The sequence below is a fragment of the Olleya sp. R77988 genome (assembly GCF_044594215.1).
Taxonomy (GTDB): Bacteria; Bacteroidota; Bacteroidia; order Flavobacteriales; family Flavobacteriaceae; genus Olleya.
In genome coordinates this window covers 21,285-46,130 of sequence record NZ_CP138988.1, presented here as the reverse complement: position 1 = coordinate 46,130, position 24,846 = coordinate 21,285, and the positions used below count along the sequence as shown (strand labels likewise).

Genomic DNA, 24,846 nt, shown 5'->3' with positions numbered 1-24,846 from the left:
AAAAACTAAGCCTCAATTTGAGGCTTTTTTTATTCTTATATTTACCAAAATTTCAAACCATGAAAATCAACCAGCTTCTTATTTTATTTTTGATACTAATGTCTTGTACTTCAAATAAAACAGAAGTCGATACCATTATAACTAATGCCAATGTATATACTGTAAACAGTACGTTTGGTAAGGCTCAAGCATTCGCAGTAAAAGACGGTAAGTTTGTTGAGGTTGGAACGACTTCAGATATAAATAATAAATATCAAGCTACAAATACTATAGATGCTAAAGGACAAACAGTTTTACCTGGATTTATTGATGCGCATTGTCATTTTTACGGTTTAGGATTAAACCAGTTACGCGTTAATTTGGTAGGTACAACTAGTTTTGATGAAGTTATGAGAACAGTCATAGATTTTCAAAATGAAAGAAGCAATACATTTATTATTGGAAGAGGTTGGGACCAAAACGATTGGGATGAAAAAGTATACCCTAACAAAGCTTTATTAGATAGATTGTATCCAGAAACACCAGTTGCTTTAACCAGAATTGATGGTCATGCTATGTTATGTAATCAAGCAGCTTTAGATTTAGCAGGTATTAATAAAAGCACTAAAATAGAAGGAGGAGAAATTCTTAAAAAAAATGGAGAATTAACAGGAGTTTTAATTGATAACCCAATGGAGTTGGTGGAAGCTATTTTTCCAGAACCAACACAACAACAACAGATAGATGCATTATTAGAAGCACATAAAATTTGTACAGATTTAGGGCTAACGACAGTGTCTGATGCTGGATTGGATAAACAAACAATACAATTGATTGATAGCTTACAACAAGCTGGTAAATTGGACATGCGTATCTATGCAATGATTAGTAATAAAAAAGAAAACTTAGATTACTATTTGCCTAAAGGAAAGATAAAAACAGACAGGCTAAACGTACAATCTGTAAAAGTGTATGCAGATGGAGCTTTAGGATCTAGAGGAGCAGCTTTAAAACAGGAGTATTCAGACCAACATAACCATTTTGGAGCATTGGTTATTGGTAAAAAACAATACCAAGATTTAGCAGTCAAAATTGCTAATTCTGGTTATCAAATGAATACACATGCAATTGGTGACTCTGCTAATAGATTTGTATTACAAACCTATGAGAAAACCTTAAAAGGAAAAACCGATAGTCGATGGAGAGTAGAGCATGCACAAGTCATTACAGACAATGATTTTAATTATTTTAAAAACAAAAACATCATTCCTTCCATTCAGCCAACACATGCAACTAGTGACATGTATTGGGCAGAAGACCGTTTAGGAAAAGATAGAATAAAAGGTGCTTATGCATATAAAACATTGTTAGAAAAAAGCGGAAGAGTAGCTTTAGGTACAGACTTTCCGGTAGAGTAAGTTAGTCCATTTTTAACTTTTTATGCAGCAGTGTCTAGACAAGATGTAAAGCAATTTCCGGAAGGTGGATTTAATAAAGACAATGGATTGACAAGAGAAGAAACTTTAAAAGGGATGACCATTTGGGCAGCTTTTGCCAATTTTGAAGAAAATGAAAAAGGTAGCATAGAAATTGGTAAATTTGCAGACTTTATTATACTAGATAAAGATATTATGGTAATTTATGAAAAAGAAATCCCTAATATTAAAGTAAAACAAACGTTTATTAATGGTGTGGCACAATAGTTGCATTTTTATAAAAAATTAAACCGACAAAAATGAAAAAAATTATAGCATTAGTATGCTTTTTAGCAATTGGTACAGTAAGCTTCGCACAAGTAGATCAATATAGTGAAGATGTAAAAAAGTGTATTAAAAGTAATGGTACAATAGCGTATTATGAAGGTGTAGTGGACCAAATGTTTACAATGCTTGAAGAGCAATTTGCATCTCAAGAAGTGCCAACAGAAGTTTGGACAGAGCTTAAAGCAGAAAAACCAGCGTCTTTAGATGAGCTAGCACAAATGATTGTTAGCGCTTACAGAGGACACTTTACACATGAAGATGTAAAAAACATGAACAAATTATATGCTACAAAAGCTGGTAAAAATATGTTTAAACCAGAAAACTTAACTGAAGGAGATAAAATTATTTTAAAAGAATTTTATCAAAGCGAAACAGGACAAAAAATTGTTAGTTCTCAAGATTCTATGAATGCTTCAATGAGTGATATCTCAATTATGTGGAGTGGAGATTTATATAAAAGTATGATTGCTAAACTATCAGAAAAAGGATTTGATATCTAAAAGGATATCCTAGCCAAATAGTCAAAATGCTCGCCTTCCGCGAGCATTTCGCATTTTAAACCAACAGCTTTACAAGCTGTAAGCAATAAATTAAAATCAAGATATAACCATTTCATTGGTTCTTCTTTTTCGCCTTTATAACTTAAAAAATAATCTAATTCGCCATAATAATTAGCATTCATATCTTGCCAGAATCCACCATCTTCATCTAAATACATATACTTTATATCACTAGAATCTATCAAGATTTGTCCATCTTTATTTAATAAAGATTTTAAATGCGTTAAGTATTTTGATACTTTATTTAACGTCTGGAATATTCCAGTACCATTCATTAATAAAAGTATAGTGTCAAAGGTTTCAGTTTCGTCTAGAAGTGCTTTTTTTTCAGTAGTAATAACACCTCTTTGTTTGCAAACGTTAATTGCTCCTTTTGAGATGTCAATAGCTTTTACAGATAACCCTTTGTCTTGTAAATACAAGCTATGGTTACCAGCTCCACAACCAACATCAAGTACTTTTCCATTGGATAATTGTAAAGCCTTTTGTTCTAACTTAGGCATGTCTTTATAAGTCCTGAAAAGATAAGGAAGTGGTAACTCATCCTCATCAGAAATATTTGTGGAGGTTATTAAGTCTTCAGTATAATTACCATTATGATAATCTAATAAGGCTTTTCCAAAAAGGTCTTTCATGTTTGTTTAATTGTCACTGAGCTCAGTCGAAGTATCTCTAAAAATAGTATTTTTGCTTTATGGAAGAATTTTTAAATAATCTCCCAAAGCTTGCCAAAGATAAGCATAAGGAAAACAAAACCTTTTTTACCAAGCTAAAAAAAAGGCCACCTAAGCAATTGGATTACTTAATGCAAGAATTGCATAATAACGAGTTTAAAAAAACAGATTGTTTAACCTGTGCAAATTGTTGTAAAACAACAGGTCCTTTATTTACAGATAAAGATGTACAACGTATTGCTAAACATTTTAGGCAAAAACCACAACAATTTATAGATAGCTATTTGCGTCTTGACGAAGAGAACGATTACGTTTTACAGTCTGTGCCATGTACTTTTTTAGGAGCAGATAATTATTGTTCTATTTACGATGTACGTCCAAAAGCATGTGCGGAGTTTCCGCATACAGACAGAAAAAAATTTCAACAGATATCTAATCTAACATTAAAAAATGTAGCAATTTGTCCAGCTGCTTTTAATATTGTTGAAGAGATGAAAAAACGTGTTAAACTTTAATATTTTGTACCTTTATTAAAATTGAAAAATGGAAACTATAACTAATTATTTTGAAACTATTCCGCCTCCACATAGAGCAATAATCTTAATTGGAGGAATCACTTTATTTTGGGTACTAGAAGGCTTGGTGCCATTAGTTAACTTTAGCTATAAAAAATGGAAACATGCTTGGCCAAATTTGTTTTTTACAGCTACAACTATTATTATAAACTTTGCATTAGCAGGTTTGCTTTTGTATACTTCAGATTGGGTTGAGGCTAATAATTTTGGAATTATTAATTGGCTTCCTATAATGCCTTTATGGTTTAAAGTTATTTTAGGTGTATTGTTATTAGATTTTTTTGGAGCTTATTTAGCACATTATGTAGAGCATAAGGTAAAACCTTTATGGATGGTGCATTTGGTGCATCATAGTGACCATAAAGTAGACACAACAACTGCAAATAGACATCATCCTCTAGAAAGCATGATACGTTTTACTTTTACTTTAATAGGTGTTTTTATTGTTGGTACACCAATTGCAATTGTGTTTTTATACCAATCCTTATCTTTAGTGGCAACACAGTTTTCTCATGCAAATATTAGGTTGCCAAAATCTGTAGATAAAGCCATTAGTTTTGTACTGGTTTCTCCAGATATGCACAAGATTCATCATCATTATAAATTACCATATACAGATTCTAATTATGGAAATATATTTTCGGTTTGGGACAGGCTTTTTGGTACTTATATGACTTTGGATAGAGATAAAATCATCTATGGTGTAGACACGTTTCCAAATGAAGAAGAAAACAGCGATTTAGGCCACTTATTAAAACAACCTTTTCATAAATATCGCAACCCAACTACAGACTAATATTTAGGATGTTTTTATAGTTTTTTACAATATTTTATCAATATGAAACATTTTTGGTATATTTTTTGAATATATATCAGTAACAAATAACTTTTACGTTATAAATCATTGATAATCAGGTAAATTAGTTGTTCGTCGACTTTTTTGTGTCGTTTGGCTAATTTTGTGTAAATTATTATAAGATTAATGAAGAATATCCCGATTTCATTATAAATTTGACTTCCCCTTAAACTGATTTAGCGTAAACTATAATTGATAAATTATGATTAGGCAAAAAATAACATACCTACTTTTCTTAACACTATTGTTAAGTACTCTTTCTTTCTCGCAATCAAGCAGCAGAACGACTATTGTTGAAAATGTTAATGCTACAAAAGCAGGACTTGTCCATGTTTTAAACAGAACAGGAGATACTATTATACTTAAAAGTAGCAAGCAAATATTTAGATTTAGTTTCTTGTTTCATAGTCAGAAAGAATCTGTTTTAATGGATTTAGGAAGTAAAGAAGCAAAAATACCTTTACACCATTTTGCAGTTGGACGTTACACAGTTGTAGCTTACAGAGAAGATGCGGTTTACCCTATTTCTTTAAATAGAATAGGAGCTATATCTAAACCTAGCAATGCTGTAGCAGATTTAGAAGAAGATGTTTTAAGAGCCAGTTTGCCAGAAGCAGAACTACGTAAAAGAAACATTACACCAAGAGGTAAAAAAGAAAGAGATACACGTTTAGCAAATGTTGCTCCAAAACCTGGTAAGTCTAGAGCTGAAGCTGAAGCTAAAGAACGTGAGAGAAAAGCACGTATTAAAAAAGAAGCTGATGCAAAAGCAAATAAAGAACGCGCTTTAGTGCAAGCAGAAAACAAAAAAAGAGAAGCTAGAGAAAAAGCTGTAGCTGAAGCTAAAGCAAAAGAAAAGAAGGAGTTAGCATTAGCTCAAGCTAAGGAAAAAGAAGCTAAAGAAAAGGCTATTGCTGAAGCTAAAGCAAAAGAAGAAAGACAATTAGCGCAAATAGAAGCTAATAGAAAAGCTATTAAAGAAAGAGCTAAAGCTGAAGCAAAACGTAAAGAAAGACAAGCTATAGCATCTGCTGAAACAGATAAAAAAAGAGAGATAGAAAAAAGTAGATTAGAACGCGAAAAGGCTGAAAAATCTAGAGAAATCGAAAGAAAAAAAGTTGACTATAATATTTCTGATGTAGAAAATGAAGGCTTAGAAAAGCAATCAAGAGAAGAGTACAGAAAAGAGCACCTTAGACCAAACGGTAAAAAGTATGAGGAAGCTATAGAAGAAGACAGAAAAAACAAAAAATAATTTAGTATAATAAATAAGGTTCCCTTAATACTAAAAACTCATTTAAGCCACTTGTCCAAGTGGCTTTTATTTTGTCTTCACTCCAACCAGCAACAATTTGTTGTTGCAATGTTTTTGTTCCAGCTAACTTTGTAAAAAAACCATTCTTTAAAAAGAAATCTGCTTTGTTTTCTGTGGTATTATAAGCCTTAATTAAGTAGCTTAAATTTAAACTACTTAGATGTTTGGTGTTACTTAAATTAAAACCGTTACAAGTTTTGTTTTGATGTTTTGGGTACTTTGCACCTTCATTTGGTTGAGGTGTAAAAGTATAGTCTGTCTTTGGTAAAAACGGAGAACCATAAATCTGAAACTGTAAATCCGTACCACGTCCAGCACTTACATTAGTACCTTCAAAAAAGCACAAGCTAGGATATAAGTTTATAGCTTTAGCATTAGGTAGGTTTGGAGATGGTTTTATAGGTAAATTGTAAGTAATTTGTCTATCGTAATTTTTAATTGTAATTACTTTTAAATTACACTGTACTTTATCTTTTAACCATTTTTCGCCATTTATCATTTGTGCATATTCACCAATAGTTAGTCCATGTACAACAGGTATTGGATGCATACCAATAAAACTTTTGTGTTCTGTTTCTAAAATTGGACCATCAATATAATGCCCATTTGGGTTTGGTCTATCAAGGACAATCAGTGTTTTGTTTTGTTCAGCACAAGCTTCCATAACATAATGTAAAGACGATATGTAAGTATAAAAACGTGCACCAACATCTTGGATATCAAAAATTACAACGTCAATATCTTTAAGTTGATCTGCTGTAGGTTTTTTGTTTTTTCCGTAAAGCGATATAATAGGCAATCCAGTTTTTACATCATTACCATCCTTAACCACTTCTCCAGCATCTGCTGTACCTCTAAAACCATGTTCTGGAGCAAATACTTTTTTAATGTCCATTTGTAAAGCCACTAAACTATCAACAATATGTGTATAGTGTATATCTTTTGTCTTATTACTTATGACTTTTTTAAAAACAACACTAGTTTGATTAGCCACAATACCAACACGTTGTCCTTTTAAAAATGGTAAATACGCTTCAGTTTGATTTGCACCAACAATAATTGGTTTAAGCTTTGTGTTATCTATTGTAGTTTCGGTTTTAGCCAAAACAGTAGCAGTATCGTTATTCTTGTTTTTCGTTTTAGAAGCACAAGAAATTAATACTAAAACAAATAATAAAACTGTATTTTTGAAAACATTAAATCGCATAATCTAGTTTGAATTTCGAGTTTTTTATAGCTAAACGCATAATTGATAGTAAAGCGTATAAAAGTAGCATATCAGCACCAATAATAAAAATTGGTATTGTAGCAATTGCATTAGGTATTATTGTAATGATGATTGCTATTGCAACAGGTATTGGCTTACAACAAAAAATTAGAGAAAAAGTCATCGCTTTTAATGGTCATAGCATTATCGAAAATTACGATAATAATAACTCACAAGAAAGTATTAGACCAATTTCTACTGATAAAGATTTTTATCCAGAGTTTAAAAGTGTTCCAGAAGTTAGCCATATCCAAGGTACAGCAACAAAATCCGGAATAATAAGATTAGAAAACGATTTTGAATATGTTGTTGTAAAAGGTGTAGGTGCAGATTATAATTGGCAGTATTTTAAAGACTTTTTAATAGAAGGACGTTTGCCAGATTACACCAAAAAACTAAACGCTGACATATTAATGTCAAGTTATTTAGCTAATAGGTTGCAACTAAAACTTAATGATAAGATAAATACCTACTTTTTAAAAGAAGACACCTCAAAACCGCCAAATGTAAGAACGTTTAATATTGTTGGGATATACGATTCAGGTTTGCAAGAGTTTGACCAATTATATGTTATTGGAGACATTAGACATATTCAAAAATTTAACAAATGGAAAGACAACCAAGTAGGACGTTTTGAGGTGTTTATAAACGATTATAATACACTAGAGCAAACTGGAAACGACATTTATAAGCAAGTCCCATCACAGTTAGTTGCCAAAACAGTAGATAAAGAATACCCTTTAATTTTTGAGTGGATAGCAATTTTTGACAATAACATTTATGCAATAATTGGTATCATGATTTTGGTAGCAGGTATCAATATGATAACCGCATTATTAGTTCTAATTTTAGAACGCACGCAAATGATTGGGATTTTAAAAGCACTAGGAAGTGCAAACTTAAGTATTCGTAAAATATTTTTATACAACGCAGCATACCTAATCCTAAAAGGACTGTTTTGGGGTAATTTAATAGGTATAAGCCTCTTATTATTGCAGAAATACTTTGGGCTAATTCCGTTAGATCCAAAAACCTACCATGTTTCAGCAGTGCCTGTTTATATAAATATAGGTTACATTATCGCATTAAACGTAGGAACCTTCATTTTATGTTTACTAATGCTATTAATACCATCTTATATTATTTCAAAAATTTCGCCAGTAAAAGCAATACGTTTTGATTAAATAATATTTTGGAGTTATAATAAGGGTTTAGGTTTTTTGCTATATCTTTTTTTTCATTTTTGACAATAAATAAAAAGTTGCCAATTCAACTACAAAGTAATCAGGATTTCTTCTCAAATAAAATAGATGAGTAATCCTTTAAACAACCTTCAAATAGGCAGTTTTGTAAAATAAGTCAACTTTTAACTTTTAACTTTTAACTTTTAACTATTTTTGCAAGAGCAAAAATTATTATGAAATACGCAAAAAACATATTAGAAACCATAGGTAACACACCATTAGTAAAATTAAACAAGTTAACAGCAGAGTTACCATGTTTAGTATTATCTAAATACGAAACCTTTAACCCAGGAAACTCGGTAAAAGACCGTATGGCATTACAAATGATAGAAGATGCAGAAGCAGATGGACGTTTAAAACCAGGCGGAACTATAATAGAAGGGACTTCTGGTAATACAGGAATGGGATTAGCATTAGCAGCCATAATAAAAGGATACAAATGTATTTTTGTAATGGCAGATAAGCAGTCTAAAGAAAAAGTAGATATCCTAAAAGCAGTAGGAGCAGAAGTAGTGGTTTGTCCAACAGCTGTTGAGCCTGACGATCCAAGATCATATTACTCGGTTTCAAAACGATTAGGAGAAGAAACACCAAACAGTTGGTATGTTAACCAATATGACAACCCAAGTAACGCAAAAGCACATTACCTAAGTACAGGACCAGAAATTTGGGAACAAACAGATGGGAAAATTACGCATTTTGTAGTAGGTGTTGGTACAGGAGGAACCATCTCTGGAGTTGGTAAATATTTAAAAGAAAAAAATCCAAACATAAAAATTTGGGGAGTAGACACTTATGGATCAGTCTTTAAAAAATACCACGAAACTGGTATTTTTGACGAGAAGGAAATCTATCCTTACGTAACAGAAGGTATTGGAGAAGATATCCTACCAAAAAACGTAGATTTTAGTATTATAGATGGTTTTACTAAAGTAACAGATAAAGATGCTTGTGTGTACACACAAAGACTATCTAAAGAAGAAGGTATGTTTTTAGGTAACTCAGCAGGATCTGCAATAAAAGGAGTCTTACAATTAAAAGAACACTTTACTAAAGACGATGTTGTTGTAGTATTATTCCATGACCATGGAAGCAGATATGTAGGTAAAATGTATAATGACGATTGGATGCGTAAAATGGGTTACATAGAATAAGCAAATTCTTTAACTTGTCATTGCGAGGAACGAAGCAATCTCATCAATAAAATATAAAAAAACTCACCATTTTAATGGTGAGTTTTTTTATGTATTTCGTTGAACGTGTTTTTGTATGGAAATTTGCGTTTTAAGTGAACGGCTATTTTTCCGCAGGAAAAATATAGTTTATAAAAAAGCACAAACTTTCGGTTAAGCCAAATTAAGCAATTTTTTATACAAGGTGTTAGCCAAAGTATTTTTTTTTCAGTTTATAATTCCTTTTTTTTTTATTTTTCCAATATTCAGCGTTTGAGTGAAAGTTCCACAAAGATTTTAATTCCGCATTTTGCTCAATTCCGCAATTTTGGTTTTCTACAGTTTGAGTAAATTCCGTAAACTTGCTAAATTCCCACAAAGAATTTTCCACGAGCCAGTGAGTGTTCAGCAATTTTCAGGTTCCTGTTTTTTTCCACATTTGAGTGAGATTTTTTTCACTTTTTATTACTGAAAAATCATTGTTTTAAACGACTTTTTTTAAAGTGTCAGGATTTTTTCGCGCTATTTTGGCTAATGTTTCTCTGATAAAAAATCGTTTTAATGTTTTTTATCAATCGTTCAACGAAGTTAGCTATTTTTTGTCAGAAAATCAATACGTAGAACTACGTATGTTTCTTACAAAAAAATGTGTAACTTTAAACCATGCAAGAAGATTTTTTACACTATCTCTGGAAGCTAAAAAAGTTTGAAGTTTCAAATTTGCTAACCACAAATAGCCAACCAGTAACCATTACTAGTGTTGGCACACACAACCATAATACAGGACCAGATTTTTTTAATGCACAAATAACTATTGATGACCAATTATGGGCAGGAAATGTAGAGATACACATAAAATCTAGCGATTGGTTTGTGCATAATCATGAGGTAGATACTAATTATGACAATGTAATCTTGCATGTGGTTTGGGAGCATGATACTGCTATTTTTAGAAAAGACAATACACAAATCCCAACCTTGCAGCTTAAAAATTACGTATCCAAAACTGCTTTAAATAATTATCACAAATTATTTAATAGCAAACAAACCTGGATTAATTGTCAAAATACTGTTGCAGAGGTCAGTCCATTTACAATTAATAACTGGTTAGAACGCTTATTTTTTGAGCGTCTAGAGCGTAAAGCAAAAGATATTGAAGCTATTCTGGAAACTGCCAATAATAATTGGGAAGCAGTATTGTTTAAATTACTGACTAAAAATTTTGGATTAAAAGTTAATAGTGATGCCTTTTTTAGTCTGGCAAATAGTTTTGATTTTTCAGTAGTTAGAAAACAGCAAAATAATTTACAAAGCTTAGAAGCTTTGTTTTATGGACAAGCTAATATGTTGGAGGACGATGTGCAAGAGGCTTATTATATTGCGCTTCAAAAGGAATATGCGTTTTTAAAACAAAAATTTAGGATAGAAAATACAAGTGTAAGTCCGTTTCAGTTTTTTAGATTACGACCACCAAATTTCCCAACCATTAGATTGTCTCAATTAGCCAATCTTTACCATGTGCATCAAAGTTTGTTTTCTAAAGTGATAACTTTAGATAGTTTAGAGGATATTTATAACTTGTTTTCTGTGTCAACATCTACCTTTTGGGAAACTCATTATACGTTTGACAAAGTGTCTAAAACAAGTAAGAAAAAAATAACCAAAGCTTTTATAGACTTACTATTAATAAATACAATCATTCCGCTTAAATTCTGCTACGCAAAACAACAAGGCAAATCAATAGATGATAGTATTATTAAATTAATGGAACAATTAAAACCAGAAAAAAATAGTATTGTAGATAAATTTAAAACCCTAAAGGTGTCATCAAAATCTGCTTTACAAAGTCAAGCAGTTATTCAACTAAAAAATAACTATTGCGACAAAAATTATTGTTTAAAATGTGCAATTGGTAATGACATTTTAACTAATAGCTAAATATTTTAAGATTAACGTCAGTTCCAGTGATTTTGAGGTACGAAAAATTGTATCAAGAACTTTATAGCGTTAAAAGCCAGATAATCTAAACAAAACCTGGCTTTCTTTCTTTTTTAAAACGAAAGACTTATACTTAAAAAGTAAATAGAATATTAGCTTTAAGTGTTTTAAAGTCAAAAACCTTTTATTACCTTGCAGTATGCAATTTTTATACAAGCCATTACACTATTTTCAAAAACGAGGCTATCACGTATGTCAACGTATTGCAGACCGTCTAGGTATTAGAGCAAAAATAGTACGTACCAGTTTTATGTACTTAACCTTTGCAACCCTTGGTTTTGGTTTTGCATTGTATTTATTTTTTGCTTTTTGGATGCGTATAAAGGATATTATATATACTAAACGATCGTCTGTGTTTGACCTCTAAATCTATGACTAACCCATTAATAACATTATACAGATTTAAAATATACACAGCAATTACATTGTTAATTGTATTGCTTGTAATAGGTGTGTTAGGCTTTAAATTAATGTCTAATTATACTTGGGTAGATGCTTTGTATATGACAGTAATAACAATTACTACTGTTGGTTTTGGAGAGGTACAACCTTTGGATAATGTATCAAAAATCTTTACTATATTTTTAATTTTAACCAGTGTTGTAATTGTTGGTTATGCTTTAACGATAATAACAGAGTTTATTTTAAGTAGAAGTAATCTAGAAGAACTAAAACAAAAGAAAATGCAGAAAAAAATAGATGCGCTTAAAAACCATATTATTATTTGTGGTTATGGACGAAACGGAAAACAAGCTGCTACAAAGTTATTAGCACATGACAAACCTTTTGTTATTATTGAAAGAGATAAAGAAATTATAGAAAAATTTGAAAACGAAAATACACCTTTTGTGTATGGAAATGCAAATGAAGATGAGGTGTTAATGCAAGCAGGAATAGATCGTGCAAATACTTTAATTTCTGCATTGCCAAATGATGCAGATAATTTATTTGTAGTATTATCTGCAAGACAAATAAAAAAAGATTTAAAAATTATTAGTCGTGCGTCTCAAGAAACATCTTACCAAAAACTAAAACTTGCAGGAGCAAACAATGTAATTTTACCAGATCGTATTGGAGGAGACCATATGGCATCTTTAGTAGTTGTTCCAGATTTAATAGAGTTTATAGATAATCTGGCAATTGTAGGAGAGAATAATATAAATATTGAAGAAGTACAAGTAGAAAAACTATACGACCCAAATACAGTTGTAAAAACGATTAAAGATTTAGACTTACGTCATAAAACAGGTTGTACAGTCATTGGCTTTAAAAACGGAAATGGAGAATATATTGTTAATCCTGAAGCCGAACTTAAATTAGTGCCAAATTCTAAAGTAATTGTACTTGGACGACCAGAGCAAATCCAGAAATTAAATGCTGTTTTTAGCTTAGACTAATCAAGTATTTAACAGGTTTTCTTTTAAAAATTCAGCAATTTTTCGCATATTGCTAGTCTAACTAAACTTTTAACTAACAAATAACTTAATTATGAAGAAATATCTTCTTTCAATTTTAACTTTAATAATACCACTTTTAATTTTTGCTCAAGATGCTAGCGTTGAGAAAGAAAAAGGTTTAGATGAAAAAATAGACAAAGCTTTTGGAGACGCAACAGGTTGGTTTGTTAAAGGTATATTCTATCAAATACCTTTTGGTTCTGTAGATCAGGATGTAAATATTGATTTAAAAAAAGACAGTGATTTATATAAAATAGAAGAAAAAAATGATTCGCTTTATGTTAGCTCAATTAAAATGGGTAATCGTACAGCTTCAAGTTTAGCTCTTACAACCTCAAACGATAATATCATTATTAATGATGGTGGTTTTAAAGTTGCTAAAAAGGATATGCCAAATATGGTTTCTTTAAAAGCAACAGCACCTTTTACTCAAGTGTTTTGGGTATTGTTTCCTTTAATATTAGGAGCCATTTATTTTACATTCTATTTTAGGTTTATAAACTTTAGAGGATTTTTGACATCTGTAAATATTGTAAGAGGTAAGTATGACGACTTAGATCATCACGAATCTTTGGTTGGAGCAGGAGACTCTACTCCTGGAGGAGATAATATTGAAACTATAGCTATTGAAAACCACGAAGGAGAAGTGTCACACTTCCAAGCACTAACTGCTGCATTGTCTGCAACAGTAGGTTTAGGTAATATTGCTGGAGTTGCAATTGCGGTATCTATTGGTGGAGCTGGAGCAACATTTTGGATGATTGTTGCAGGATTTTTAGGTATGGCTTCTAAATTTGTAGAATGTACTTTAGGTGTAAAATATAGAGATATTGCAGAGGATGGAACTGTATTTGGTGAACCAATGTATTATTTAACAAAAGGTCTTAAGGATAAAGGAATGGCTGGTTTAGGAAAAGTCCTAGCGGTTATTTTTGCAATTTTTGTTATTGGAGGATCTTTTGGTGGTGGTAACATGTTTCAAGTTAACCAAGCAGCTCAATTATTCGAGCATATGACAGGTGGTGAACAATCTTTTATACATGGTTATAGATGGATGTTTGGTTTAGTAATGGCTGTACTAGTTGGTATTGTTATTATTGGAGGAATTAAAAAAATTGCCAAAGTAACAGATAAGATTGTACCATTTATGGTAGTCATTTACGTAGCAGCTTCTTTATTTGTAATTATTGTTAATTATAATATGATTGGAGACGCATTTACACAAATCTTTAATGGTGCATTTAGCCCAGAAGGTGTTGCTGGTGGTGTTATTGGTGTGTTAGTACAAGGATTTAGACGTGCAGCTTTCTCTAACGAAGCTGGTGTTGGTTCTGCTTCTATTGCGCACTCAGCAGTAAAAACAAAATATGCAGCTTCTGAAGGTTTAGTAGCCTTATTAGAACCTTTTATTGATACAGTAGTAGTGTGTACAATGACTGCTTTAGTATTGATTATTACAGGTAATGTTACTGCAGCTAATGCAGGATTGGATGATGCAGGAGCTATATTATTAACCTCTGGAGCATTTGAAAGCGCAATTAGTTGGTTTCCATATGTATTGACGATTGCAGTAGTGTTATTTGCATTTAGTACAATGATTTCTTGGTCTTATTATGGATATCAAGGTTGGGCTTATTTATTTGGAAGAACTAAAAAAATGGAATACGCATATAAAGTATTGTTCTGCTTATTTGTAATAGTAGGAGCTTCGATTAGTTTAGGTTCTGTAATAGGTTTCTCTGATGCCATGATTTTTGCAATGATGGTTCCAAATATGGTAGGTCTAGTTTTATTAGCTCCTAAAGTAAGAGAAGAACTTAAAAAATATATGTCAGCAATTAAAGGAGTTAAGGCTTCTGAATAATTTTTTTTTAAAATGAATTTAAAATCCTACTTCAAGTTTTCTAAAAAACAAAGGAGTGGGATTTTTCTATTGTTGCTAATTATACTTTCAGTTCAAGGGTTTTATCATTTATTACTACCAAAATTGATGGACGACAATAATAGCTTTGAAATTAATCAAGGTCAAGTCTTAGCATTTGTACAACAGGTAGACTCTTTAAAAACTGTTGAGATTGAAAATAAAAAACCTAAAATTTATCCTTTTAACCCTAATTTTATTACAGATTATAAAGGCTATAATTTAGGGATGACAAATCAAGAAATTGATAGATTGTTAAACTTCAGAAAACAAGACAAATGGATAAATTCTGTTAGCCAGTTTCAGCAAGTAACAAAGGTTTCAGATTCATTGCTTGCAAAAATTTCGCCTTATTTTAAATTCCCAGATTGGGTTACTAATCCTAAACCTAAACAGAAGACTTTTAGTAAGTCGTTTTCAAAGCAACCAAAAACCGAAAGTCAGAAACTAGATTTAAATTCAGCTACAGCTGCACAACTTCAAAAAATATATGGTATTGGACCATCATATTCAGAGCGAATAGTAAAATATAGGACTAAAATAAATGGATTTCATAGTTTTATAGAATTACAAGATGTATATGGTTTGGAACCTGATGTAATCCAGAATATAAAAGATAATTTTAGTATAAAAACACCAAGAGCAATTACTAAAATTGCTTTAAACACTGCAACCAAATCGCAACTAGTAACTATTAAGTTTATTGATTATGAAGTTGCACATAATATAATAGAAGCACGCACACTACGTGATGGGTTTAAGTCCTTAGACGAATTACTAAAAGTTAAAGATTTTCCAATCAAAAAAATAGAGATAATTAAGTTATCTTTACGCCTAGAATAAATCACCTAAAAACTGACGTATGGAAAGTATGTACTTCAACGAAGAACATCAATTATTTAGAGAAAGCTTAAGAGATTTTTTGCAAAAAGAAGTCGTGCCTCACATTGAAAAATGGGAAAAAACAGGAACGATAGATCGTTTTATTTGGAAAAAAATTGGTGATATGGGCTTTTTTGGGATTAGTTACCCAGAGCAATATGGAGGACTAGATCTTGACTTATTTTATATGGTTATTTTTCTGGAAGAACTACAACGTATTAATTCTGCTGGTTTTGCTGCTGCAATGTGGGCACATGCTTATTTGGCAATGACGCATTTAAAAGCAGAAGGAAGTGAAGCAATAAAAGAAAAATATTTATCTGCAAGTATTACAGGAGATATGATAGGTTGTTTGTGTATTACAGAACCTTTTGGAGGTAGTGATGTTGCAGGAATGAGATCCACAGCTGTTAAAAAAGGAGATAATTATGTTATAAATGGTTCAAAAACATTTATAACTAATGGTGTATATAGTGACTATTTAGTAGTTGCAGCAAAAACAAATCCAGAATTAGGAAATAAAGGTATAAGTATATTTTTAATAGACAGAGATACGCCTGGTGTGTCTGCAACTAAGCTAGATAAGTTAGGTTGGCGTGCGTCTGATACAGGTGAGATTGCTTTTGATAATGTTACAATACCTGCTTCAAATTTAATGGGTGAAGAAAACAAAGGGTTTGCGTATATCATGCAGCACTTTGCTACAGAACGATTAATTATGGGTATTAATGCACATGCACGCACGCAATTTGCTTTAGAATATACATTAAATTATATGTCACAACGTACTGCGTTTGGAAAAACAATAGATCGTTTTCAAGCCTTAAGACATAAAATAGCAGATCATTATGCAGATCTAGAAATTTGTAAAACCTTTAATTATTCTGTCGCTTCTAGATTGGATAAAGGAGAATATGTAGTTAAAGAAGCTACAATGTCTAAGTTAAAATCTACAAAAATGGCAGATGAGGTTATTTATGACTGTCTTCAATTTTTAGGAGGTTATGGTTATATGGAAGACTATCCATTGGCACGACTATTGCGTGATAGTAGACTAGGACCAATTGGTGGAGGTACTTCAGAAATCTTAAGAGAAATCATTGCTAAAATGGTAATTGATGGAAAAGATTACAAGCCTGCTACCAAGTAAAAAAATATTTAAAATGAAATTTACCCAAATCAAGCAAATAGCAATTGTCATTTTTTTGTTAACCTCTAGTGTATCTATTTCTCAGACAATTTTAAAAAATAAAGTAGTAGATTTTTTAAACATGCTTCCCATTGAAAATGCAAGTATTTATGTGCAAAATACAACTACAGGAACAATTACAAATGCAGATGGTAAGTTTGTTTTGTCAGTGCCTAAAGAATATGAAAAAGATACAATAGTCATTTCTTCAATTGGGTTTAAAAGCTATAAAACAACAATAGATCAGTTTGATAATGAGTTTGAAATATTTTTAGAAGAAGATGTTGCGTCTTTAGACGAAGTTGTAATAGTTGCAGAAAACAGACCTAAAACAGGAAACGATATTGTACTGCGTGCTTTAGAGAAACTAAAAGACAATTCTCCGGAAACGCCTTACCTTCAAAAAGGATTTTTAAGACATAAAGAACGAAACAAAAAACAATTTAAATGGTTAGTAGAGAGTGCAATTACACTTTATGATGACTCAAGCTATGTTACAGGAGGAAAAGATAATCTAAAGATTAATGTAGATCAAGTAAGAAAAAGTTACGATTTACGTGATGTAGATAGCCTATTTTCGCATTCAACTTATTTAAAATATAATGCAAACGTAGATTTAAAACCTAAGAATTTAAGAAGAGATACAATTGCAAAATCATCTTTAATAAAATCCATTAAATGGAATGATACACGTGTAAACGGATTAGAAAACCTGTTTAAAGGTAAGTTAAACCTGGTTAGAAATTCAAAAGATCCAAAAGCGTTGTTAGGTAAAGATGTATTAAAAACACATCAGTTTAAGTTAGATACAGTCTTAGTTGATAACGAAAGAAAAATCTATAAAATAAAGATTAATAAAAGTGAAGACTTTGTTGGATTAAATACTAAAGGTATTTATAACGAAGGATATATTGCTCAGGGATGGATTTATATCTATTGGGATAACTTTGCTATTAAGAAGATAGAATATCAGCTTAAAGCAGGTTCTAAAGCGCAAAGAAGTAGGAGTAAAACATTATTTGCTACCCAAATAAATCACAAGCTTGTAATTTCATATATGGAATATCAAGATAAGATGTATCCAAACTATATTTATTATGAGACACCTAAATTAGTTAATGTAGGCTATAAACCTTCTGGAAAAATAAATAAAGAAGAAGAAGCGCTTTTTAATAAGGAAGAGCGTTATTATTATACAGTTCAAGAAATTCTGTTTACAGAGATTGTTCAAGATCAAGAAAAAGTAGCAGAAGCATTGCAACAAGATTGGGATCCAGACATTTTTTCAATAAAACCATATAATAAAGAGTTTTGGGAAAACTATAATACTTTATTAGAAAGTGAAGAAGATGAAAAATTGATTAAAGATTTAACCAAACGGTCGTCACTTTTTAAGCAATAAAAAAAGATTTTTTGATTGCTCAAAGTAAATAACTTTTTATATTTGCACCTCAAAATTTTAAAAGAGAGGAGGTTAAGACACTATGTTAATAATTCCAATAAAAGACGGAGAAAATATAGAAAGAGCGTTAAAGCGTTACAAACGTAAGTTTGATAAGACTGGAAACAGAAAAGCTTTACACAGTCGTAAGCAATTTATTAAACCTTCTATCCAGAAAAGAGCAAGGCTACAAAAAGCCCAGTATGTTCAACAATTACAAGATCAAGAAGCTATATAAATAGTTTTAAAAATATTAAAATCCTGCTAATAATTTTAGTGGGATTTTTATTTTGTAATAACAAATTCAAAACAGTATATTTAGACGTGTTCAAAACCAAATAATTAATGTTATTAAAAGCGTTTTTAGATTATCTATTGCTCGAAAAAAAATATTCGGAGCTAACAGTTAACGCTTATAAAAAAGATATTCAGTCTTTTCTTTTGTTTTTAAAAGAAGAAGATCAGTCAAATACAATTCAACAAATTAATTTTTCTCAAATAAGAACATGGATAGTTAATTTGGTAGAAAAAGGAATTGCTAATAGAAGTATAAACAGAAAAGTGTCTGCATTAAATAGTTTTTTTAAATTTCTATTAAAAATTAATGAAGTCGAAGTAAATCCTCTTGCAAAACACAAAGCACTTAAAACAAGTAAAAAGGTGCAAATCCCTTTTTCGGAACAAGAAGTAGCTTCTGTTTTAGATCAAATGAATCATAATCAGGATTTTGAAGGATTAAGAAATAAATTAATAATAGAGTTATTCTACACAACAGGAATTAGACGTATAGAATTAATTAACATCAAACTAAAAGATGTAGACATAGAAAACAAAATAATAAAAATTCTAGGAAAAAGAAATAAAGAAAGGGTAATACCATTGTTGCAAATAGTAACAGAAAGTATTAAAAAGTTTATTAAAGAAAGAAATCAATTAGAAATAATAACAGATAATCAATATTTGTTTCTAACAAAAAAAGGAGTTAAAATCTACGAAACACTTGTTTACAGAATTATAAATGATTATTTTAGTCTAGCTTCAAGTAAGGTAAAAAAAAGCCCGCATATACTTAGGCATTCTTTTGCAACACATCTTTTAAATCAAGGTGCAGAATTAAATGCTGTCAAAGAATTGTTAGGGCATTCAAGTTTAGCAGCAACTCAAGTATATACTCATAATAGTATTGCAGAGTTGAAAAAAGTATATGCAAAAGCACATCCTCGAAGCAAAAAATAAATGTTTAATCATAAAATTAAAAGTATGAAAGTAAACACCCAAGCAGTTAATTTTAATGCAGATCAAAAATTATTAGATTTTATTCAAAAAAGGATGAATAAGTTAGAAATGTATTATGATAAAGTAATTCAATCAGAAGTCTATTTAAAAGTAGAAAATCGCAGTAATAAACTAAATAAAATATTTGAAGCAAAAATAAATGTACCAGGAGATAGCTTGATTGTTAAAAAACAATGTAAGTCATTTGAAGAAGGTGTAGACACAGCAGTAGCTTCTTTAAGAAGACAGTTGGAAAAACGAAAACAAAAATTAAAATAAAATTTTTAAAATATTTCAAAAAAATGTTTTGAATAAATAAATAAATATTTACATTTGCAGTCCGTTAGAAATAGCGGGCTTTTTTTATAACTAAAAATTGCAGTAAAAAGCCGATGTAGCTCAGCTGGCTAGAGCAGCTGATTTGTAATCAGCAGGTCGTGGGTTCGAGTCCCTCCATCGGCTCTTAAATTAAAGAATAAAACATTTGTTTTTGACTTTATAAGTTCTTTAAAATATTGAGAAGTTTAAAATTGGGGAGATACTCAAGCGGCCAACGAGGGCAGACTGTAAATCTGCTGACTACGTCTTCGCAGGTTCGAATCCTGCTCTCCCCACATTTTTTTACCATAAAAAATGAATAATTTTAAACAAAGAATTTTAAATAATTGCGAGAGTAGCTCAGTTGGTAGAGCGTCAGCCTTCCAAGCTGAATGTCGCCAGTTCGAACCTGGTCTCTCGCTCTAATATTTAAGCCGGTGTAGCTCAGGGGTAGAGCGTTTCCTTGGTAAGGAAGAGGTCACGGGTTCAATTCCCGTCATTGGCTCTGATTTAAAGAAAAAATTTAGAATACACTAATATTATTATATAACTAAGATTAAATTATTAAAACATGGCAAAGGCAACTTTCGATCGTTCAAAACCACACTTAAATATTGGTACAATTGGACACGTAGATCACGGTAAAACAACTTTAACTGCTGCTATTACTAAAGTATTAGCTGATGCAGGTTTATCAGAAGCAAGAGATTTCGATACTATCGATAATGCTCCTGAAGAAAAAGAAAGAGGTATAACAATTAATACATCTCACGTAGAATATCAAACAGCAAATCGTCACTATGCACACGTTGACTGTCCAGGTCACGCCGATTATGTAAAGAACATGGTTACAGGTGCTGCACAGATGGATGGTGCTATTTTAGTAGTAGCTGCAACTGATGGTCCAATGCCACAAACTCGTGAGCATATTTTATTAGGTCGTCAAGTAGGTATCCCAAGAATCGTAGTATTCTTAAATAAAGTGGATATGGTTGATGATGAAGAGCTTTTAGAATTAGTAGACATGGAAGTTAGAGAATTATTATCTTTCTATGAGTATGATGGAGATAATGGTCCTGTTGTTTCGGGTTCTGCTTTAGGAGCTTTAAATGGTGAGCAAAAATGGGTTGATACAGTAATGGAATTAATGGAAGCTGTAGATACATGGATTGAAGAACCAGTTCGTGATATGGATAAGCCTTTCTTAATGCCAATTGAAGATGTATTCTCAATTACAGGTCGTGGAACTGTTGCTACAGGTCGTATCGAAACTGGAGTTGCTAATACTGGTGATCCTGTTGAAATTATTGGTATGGGAGCTGAAAAATTAACATCAACAATTACAGGTATTGAAATGTTCCGTCAAATCCTTGATAGAGGTGAGGCTGGAGATAATGCAGGTATTCTTTTAAGAGGTATTGAGAAATCTCAAATCTCTAGAGGAATGGTAATTACTAAGCCAGGATCTGTAACACCACACGCTAAGTTTAAAGCTGAGGTTTATATCCTTAAAAAAGAAGAAGGTGGACGTCACACTCCATTCCATAATAACTACCGTCCACAGTTTTACGTTCGTACAACTGATGTAACAGGAAACATTGCTTTGCCTAGTGGAGTAGAAATGGTGATGCCAGGAGATAACTTAACAATTACTGTAGAGTTAATCCAAACTATCGCTATGAATGTTGGACTTCGTTTTGCTATCCGTGAAGGAGGTAGAACAGTAGGTGCAGGTCAGGTAACTGAAATTTTAGACTAACATCTAGTTTAATAAATATAGAATTAAGGTGCTTCGTTTTTCGAAGTGCCTTGATTTATATTTACGGGTTTAGCTCAGTTGGTAGAGCACTGGTCTCCAAAACCAGGTGTCGGGAGTTCGAGTCTCTCAACCCGTGCAAAAGTATTATAAGAGAATTATCTCTTAATGTTGAAGTAATAAAATTGTCCTTTCTTTTGAAAGGAAACTAAATAAAATAATATGGCTGGAATTGTAAACTATATAAAAGAATCATTTGGTGAGTTAAAAAATAATGTTACTTGGACTCCTTGGTCTGAAGCGCAAAGTTTAACTATCCTTGTGGCTGTTTTTTCAATTATTTTCTCTTTAGCTATTTGGGGTATTGACACCGTTTTTAGTAAAGTCATCAGTTTGTATTTTAATCTAATAGGATAATAATTATGGCTGAAGTTGTAGAGAAAAAATGGTACGTAGTTAGAGCGGTAAGTGGTCAAGAAAATAAGATCAAAGCCTATATAGAAAACGAGATTGCTAGATTAGGATTACAAGATTATGTAGAGCAGGTTCTAGTGCCTACAGAAAAAGTAATTCAAATTAGAAATGGTAAAAAGATTCAAAAAGAAAAAGTTTACTTCAGTGGATATATAATGATTAAAGCAAATCTAACTGGGGAAATACCGCATATTATTAGGTCAATAACTAATGTTATAGGTTTCTTAGGAGCTACAAAAGGAGGGGATCCTTTACCATTGAGACAATCAGAGGTTAATAGAATGTTAGGTAAAGTTGATGAGTTGTCTGTTGATGCAGATGTAAATGTTGCTATACCTTTTACAAAAGGAGAAACAGTTAAAGTTATTGATGGTCCATTTAATGGATTTGATGGTACTATTGAAAATATAAATGAAGAAAAACGTAAACTTGAAGTAATGGTTAAGATTTTCGGAAGAAAAACACCATTAGAACTAAGTTATATGCAAGTAGAAAAAATTTAATAATTGTTACACTAGAGATAAGTGTTCCTTTAGGCTTCCACTTAATAAGAACACAAAACTAAATTATTCAAAATGGCAAAAGAATTAGGAAAAGTAGTTAAACTACAAGTAAGGGGAGGTGCAGCGAATCCGTCGCCACCGGTTGGACCCGCTTTAGGTGCTGCTGGAGTAAACATCATGGAGTTCTGTAAGCAGTTTAATGCTAGAACCCAAGATAAAGCTGGTAAAGTTTTACCAGTTGTGATATCTGTTTACAAAGACAAATCATTTGACTTTGTAATTAAGACACCACCTGCAGCGGTTCAATTATTAGAAGCGGCCAAAATAAAAAAAGGTTCAGGTGAACCTCACGTTAAAAAAGTAGCAAAAGTTTCTTGGGATCAAGTCAAAACTATTGCAGAAGACAAAATGGTAGATTTAAATGCATTTACAATCGAATCTGCAATGAAAATGATTGCTGGTACTGCAAGATCTATGGGTATAACTGTTAAAGGTGGTGATGCACCAAATTAACCTAAAAAGATTTTAAAATGGCAAGATTAACAAGAAAACAAAAAGAAGCGGTAGAAAAGATTGAAAAGGATAAAGTGTATTCTCTTCAAGAAGCTTCAGTATTAGTAAAGGATATAACTAATGCAAAATTTGATGCGTCTGTAGATTTAGCAATACGTTTAGGAGTAGATCCTAAAAAAGCTAATCAAATGGTAAGAGGTGTTGTATCTCTTCCCCATGGAACAGGTAAAGACGTTAAAGTTTTAGCTTTAGTAACTCCAGATAAAGAAGCAGAAGCAAAAGAAGCTGGTGCTGACTATGTAGGTTTACAAGAGTATCTTGATAAAATCAAGAGCGGTTGGACAGATGTAGATGTGATTATTACTATGCCTAGTGTTATGGGTAAATTAGGTCCTTTAGGACGTGTATTAGGTCCTCGTGGTTTAATGCCTAATCCAAAAACTGGTACTGTAACTATGGATATAGCAAAAGCTGTAACAGAAGTGAAAGCTGGTAAAATTGACTTTAAAGTTGATAAAACTGGTATTGTTCACGCTTCAATAGGTAAAGCATCTTTTAGTGCTGATAAAATTGAAGAAAATGCAAATGAATTATTAACAACAATAATGAAACTTAAACCAACTGCATCTAAAGGAGTATATGTAAAGAGCATTTTTATGTCAAGTACAATGAGTCCTAGTATAGCTGTAGATACTAAAATTGGTTAAGTAGTTAACACCTTTTATTATGACAAGAGAAGAAAAATCACAAGTAATTAAAGAATTAACTACGCAATTAGCTGATAATTCAAATATCTATTTAACAGATATTTCTGGTTTAAATGCAGGAACAACTTCAGACTTACGTCGTGCTTGTTTTAAAGCAAACGTACAATTAGCAGTAGTTAAAAACACATTACTTGAAAAAGCGATGGAAGCTTCAGATAGAGATTTTGGAGACTTACCATCAACATTAAAAGGAAATACATCTGTGATGTATTCAGAAACTGGAAACGCTCCAGCTAAAGTAATTAAAGCTTTTAGAAAAAAATCAGAAAAGCCTCTTTTAAAAGGTGCTTTTATTGAAGAAGCTGTTTACTTAGGAGACGATCAGTTAGACATGTTAGTAGACATCAAGTCTAGAGAAGAGTTAATTGGAGATATAATTGGATTATTACAATCTCCAGCTAAGAACGTTATTTCGGCTCTTAAATCTAGTGGTGGTACGCTTTCAGGTATCCTTAAAACATTATCTCAAAAAGAGGGATAATTTAAAAAGTACGCACTTTTACAATTATATATTATTAAAAAATTATTAAAACGATAGAAAATGGCAGATTTAAAAGATTTCGCAGAACAATTAGTTAACCTTACAGTTAAAGAAGTAAATGAGTTAGCTACTATTTTAAAAGATGAATATGGTATTGAGCCTGCTGCTGCTGCAGTTGCTATGGCTGGACCAGCTGCTGGTGGTGGAGACGCTGCAGAAGCACAAACAGAATTTGATGTAATCTTAAAAGCAGCAGGTGGCGCTAAGTTAGCTGTTGTGAAATTAGTTAAAGAATTAACTGGTTTAGGATTAAAAGAAGCTAAAGGTTTAGTAGATGATGCACCAAGTGCAATCAAAGAAGGAGTTACTAAAGACGAAGCTGACGCTTTAAAATCTTCATTAGAAGAAGCTGGAGCAGAGGTTGAGCTTAAGTAAGCTTACCAAATAAATTTTACAAAGGTTTAGG

General features: G+C 31.6%; 25 protein-coding genes, 5 tRNA genes and 1 pseudogene. 29 read left to right on the top strand and 2 right to left on the bottom strand.

What is annotated here, in order from left to right:
- Positions 1-59 precede the first annotated feature (59 nt).
- Positions 60-1,682 (top strand): annotated as a pseudogene (locus SJY17_RS00180) (amidohydrolase).
- 32 nt (positions 1,683-1,714) lie between these two features.
- Positions 1,715-2,242, top strand: a complete 528-nt coding sequence (locus SJY17_RS00175) for a DUF2059 domain-containing protein (RefSeq protein WP_397363416.1) — start codon at positions 1,715-1,717, stop codon at positions 2,240-2,242.
- Here the strand turns inward: SJY17_RS00175 and SJY17_RS00170 are convergent.
- Positions 2,239-2,937 (bottom strand): class I SAM-dependent methyltransferase, encoded by a 699-nt coding sequence (locus SJY17_RS00170; protein WP_397363415.1) that lies wholly within the window; start codon positions 2,935-2,937, stop codon positions 2,239-2,241. The two genes, SJY17_RS00175 and SJY17_RS00170, sit on opposite strands and share 4 nt — an antisense overlap.
- Before the next feature lie 59 nt (positions 2,938-2,996).
- Here SJY17_RS00170 and SJY17_RS00165 point away from each other — a divergent pair, with 59 nt between their 5' ends.
- The 3 genes from SJY17_RS00165 (at position 2,997) to SJY17_RS00155 (ending at position 5,662) form a co-directional block, all read left to right on the top strand.
- Positions 2,997-3,491: a YkgJ family cysteine cluster protein gene (locus tag SJY17_RS00165; protein ID WP_397363414.1), complete on the top strand. Its 495-nt coding sequence runs from the start codon at positions 2,997-2,999 to the stop codon at positions 3,489-3,491.
- 28 nt (positions 3,492-3,519) lie between these two features.
- Complete coding sequence (locus SJY17_RS00160) at positions 3,520-4,347, top strand: sterol desaturase family protein (RefSeq protein WP_397363413.1); 828 nt, start codon at positions 3,520-3,522, stop codon at positions 4,345-4,347.
- 262 nt (positions 4,348-4,609) lie between these two features.
- Positions 4,610-5,662 carry a hypothetical protein gene (locus SJY17_RS00155; protein WP_397363412.1) on the top strand — a complete coding sequence of 351 codons (1,053 nt, stop codon included), beginning with the start codon at positions 4,610-4,612 and terminating at the stop codon, positions 5,660-5,662.
- Position 5,663: 1 nt separating this feature from the next.
- Here SJY17_RS00155 and SJY17_RS00150 read toward each other — a convergent pair whose 3' ends face one another.
- The gene (locus tag SJY17_RS00150) at positions 5,664-6,929 is read right to left on the bottom strand and encodes an exo-beta-N-acetylmuramidase NamZ domain-containing protein (RefSeq protein ID WP_397363411.1); all 1,266 of its coding nucleotides are present in this window, start codon (positions 6,927-6,929) and stop codon (positions 5,664-5,666) included.
- Positions 6,930-6,937: 8 nt separating this feature from the next.
- Here SJY17_RS00150 and SJY17_RS00145 point away from each other — a divergent pair, with 8 nt between their 5' ends.
- The 24 genes from SJY17_RS00145 (at position 6,938) to rplL (ending at position 24,815) form a co-directional block, all read left to right on the top strand.
- The gene (locus SJY17_RS00145) at positions 6,938-8,173 is read left to right on the top strand and encodes an ABC transporter permease (RefSeq protein ID WP_397363410.1); all 1,236 of its coding nucleotides are present in this window, start codon (positions 6,938-6,940) and stop codon (positions 8,171-8,173) included.
- Positions 8,174-8,406: 233 nt separating this feature from the next.
- Positions 8,407-9,387: a PLP-dependent cysteine synthase family protein gene (locus SJY17_RS00140; protein ID WP_397363409.1), complete on the top strand. Its 981-nt coding sequence runs from the start codon at positions 8,407-8,409 to the stop codon at positions 9,385-9,387.
- A 681-nt stretch (positions 9,388-10,068) separates the two neighbouring features.
- Complete coding sequence (locus SJY17_RS00135) at positions 10,069-11,343, top strand: DUF2851 family protein (protein WP_397363408.1); 1,275 nt, start codon at positions 10,069-10,071, stop codon at positions 11,341-11,343.
- Positions 11,344-11,542: 199 nt separating this feature from the next.
- Positions 11,543-11,770 (top strand): PspC domain-containing protein, encoded by a 228-nt coding sequence (locus SJY17_RS00130; protein ID WP_397363407.1) that lies wholly within the window; start codon positions 11,543-11,545, stop codon positions 11,768-11,770.
- A 4-nt stretch (positions 11,771-11,774) separates the two neighbouring features.
- Complete coding sequence (locus SJY17_RS00125; RefSeq protein ID WP_397363406.1) at positions 11,775-12,800, top strand: potassium channel family protein; 1,026 nt, start codon at positions 11,775-11,777, stop codon at positions 12,798-12,800.
- A gap of 91 nt (positions 12,801-12,891) precedes the next feature.
- Entirely contained in the window at positions 12,892-14,724 is a 1,833-nt protein-coding gene (locus tag SJY17_RS00120; RefSeq protein WP_397363405.1) for an alanine/glycine:cation symporter family protein, read from the top strand.
- 126 nt (positions 14,725-14,850) lie between these two features.
- A complete protein-coding gene (locus SJY17_RS00115; RefSeq protein WP_397363404.1) occupies positions 14,851-15,624 on the top strand; it encodes a ComEA family DNA-binding protein in 774 nt (257 codons plus the stop codon).
- Between the two features lie 19 nt (positions 15,625-15,643).
- Positions 15,644-16,813 (top strand): acyl-CoA dehydrogenase family protein, encoded by a 1,170-nt coding sequence (locus SJY17_RS00110; RefSeq protein ID WP_397363403.1) that lies wholly within the window; start codon positions 15,644-15,646, stop codon positions 16,811-16,813.
- A 13-nt stretch (positions 16,814-16,826) separates the two neighbouring features.
- Positions 16,827-18,254, top strand: coding sequence for a carboxypeptidase-like regulatory domain-containing protein (locus tag SJY17_RS00105; RefSeq protein ID WP_397363402.1), 1,428 nt, complete (start codon positions 16,827-16,829; stop codon positions 18,252-18,254).
- Between the two features lie 82 nt (positions 18,255-18,336).
- Positions 18,337-18,531 (top strand): 30S ribosomal protein S21, encoded by a 195-nt coding sequence (rpsU, locus tag SJY17_RS00100; RefSeq protein WP_397363401.1) that lies wholly within the window; start codon positions 18,337-18,339, stop codon positions 18,529-18,531.
- A 107-nt stretch (positions 18,532-18,638) separates the two neighbouring features.
- On the top strand, positions 18,639-19,529 hold the full coding sequence (locus tag SJY17_RS00095) for a tyrosine-type recombinase/integrase (protein WP_397363400.1): 891 nt from the start codon (positions 18,639-18,641) through the stop codon (positions 19,527-19,529).
- Between the two features lie 24 nt (positions 19,530-19,553).
- Complete coding sequence (hpf, locus tag SJY17_RS00090) at positions 19,554-19,847, top strand: ribosome hibernation-promoting factor, HPF/YfiA family (protein ID WP_397363399.1); 294 nt, start codon at positions 19,554-19,556, stop codon at positions 19,845-19,847.
- A 109-nt stretch (positions 19,848-19,956) separates the two neighbouring features.
- Positions 19,957-20,030 (top strand) — tRNA-Thr (locus SJY17_RS00085).
- 70 nt (positions 20,031-20,100) lie between these two features.
- Positions 20,101-20,182: transfer RNA gene (locus SJY17_RS00080), tRNA-Tyr, on the top strand.
- Positions 20,183-20,235: 53 nt separating this feature from the next.
- Positions 20,236-20,308 (top strand) — tRNA-Gly (locus tag SJY17_RS00075).
- Between the two features lie 11 nt (positions 20,309-20,319).
- Positions 20,320-20,391 (top strand) — tRNA-Thr (locus SJY17_RS00070).
- A gap of 66 nt (positions 20,392-20,457) precedes the next feature.
- On the top strand, positions 20,458-21,645 hold the full coding sequence (gene tuf, locus SJY17_RS00065; protein ID WP_397363398.1) for an elongation factor Tu: 1,188 nt from the start codon (positions 20,458-20,460) through the stop codon (positions 21,643-21,645).
- A 63-nt stretch (positions 21,646-21,708) separates the two neighbouring features.
- Positions 21,709-21,781: transfer RNA gene (locus SJY17_RS00060), tRNA-Trp, on the top strand.
- Positions 21,782-21,864: 83 nt separating this feature from the next.
- On the top strand, positions 21,865-22,059 hold the full coding sequence (secE, locus tag SJY17_RS00055) for a preprotein translocase subunit SecE (RefSeq protein ID WP_028283620.1): 195 nt from the start codon (positions 21,865-21,867) through the stop codon (positions 22,057-22,059).
- Positions 22,060-22,064: 5 nt separating this feature from the next.
- Positions 22,065-22,619 (top strand): transcription termination/antitermination protein NusG, encoded by a 555-nt coding sequence (nusG, locus tag SJY17_RS00050; protein WP_397363397.1) that lies wholly within the window; start codon positions 22,065-22,067, stop codon positions 22,617-22,619.
- A 72-nt stretch (positions 22,620-22,691) separates the two neighbouring features.
- Positions 22,692-23,132 (top strand): 50S ribosomal protein L11, encoded by a 441-nt coding sequence (rplK, locus tag SJY17_RS00045; RefSeq protein ID WP_397363396.1) that lies wholly within the window; start codon positions 22,692-22,694, stop codon positions 23,130-23,132.
- 17 nt (positions 23,133-23,149) lie between these two features.
- Positions 23,150-23,839 (top strand): 50S ribosomal protein L1, encoded by a 690-nt coding sequence (gene rplA / locus SJY17_RS00040; RefSeq protein WP_397363395.1) that lies wholly within the window; start codon positions 23,150-23,152, stop codon positions 23,837-23,839.
- A 19-nt stretch (positions 23,840-23,858) separates the two neighbouring features.
- Positions 23,859-24,380, top strand: a complete 522-nt coding sequence (gene rplJ, locus SJY17_RS00035) for a 50S ribosomal protein L10 (protein ID WP_397363394.1) — start codon at positions 23,859-23,861, stop codon at positions 24,378-24,380.
- A 60-nt stretch (positions 24,381-24,440) separates the two neighbouring features.
- Entirely contained in the window at positions 24,441-24,815 is a 375-nt protein-coding gene (gene rplL / locus SJY17_RS00030) for a 50S ribosomal protein L7/L12 (RefSeq protein WP_397363393.1), read from the top strand.
- Positions 24,816-24,846: the final 31 nt, after the last annotated feature.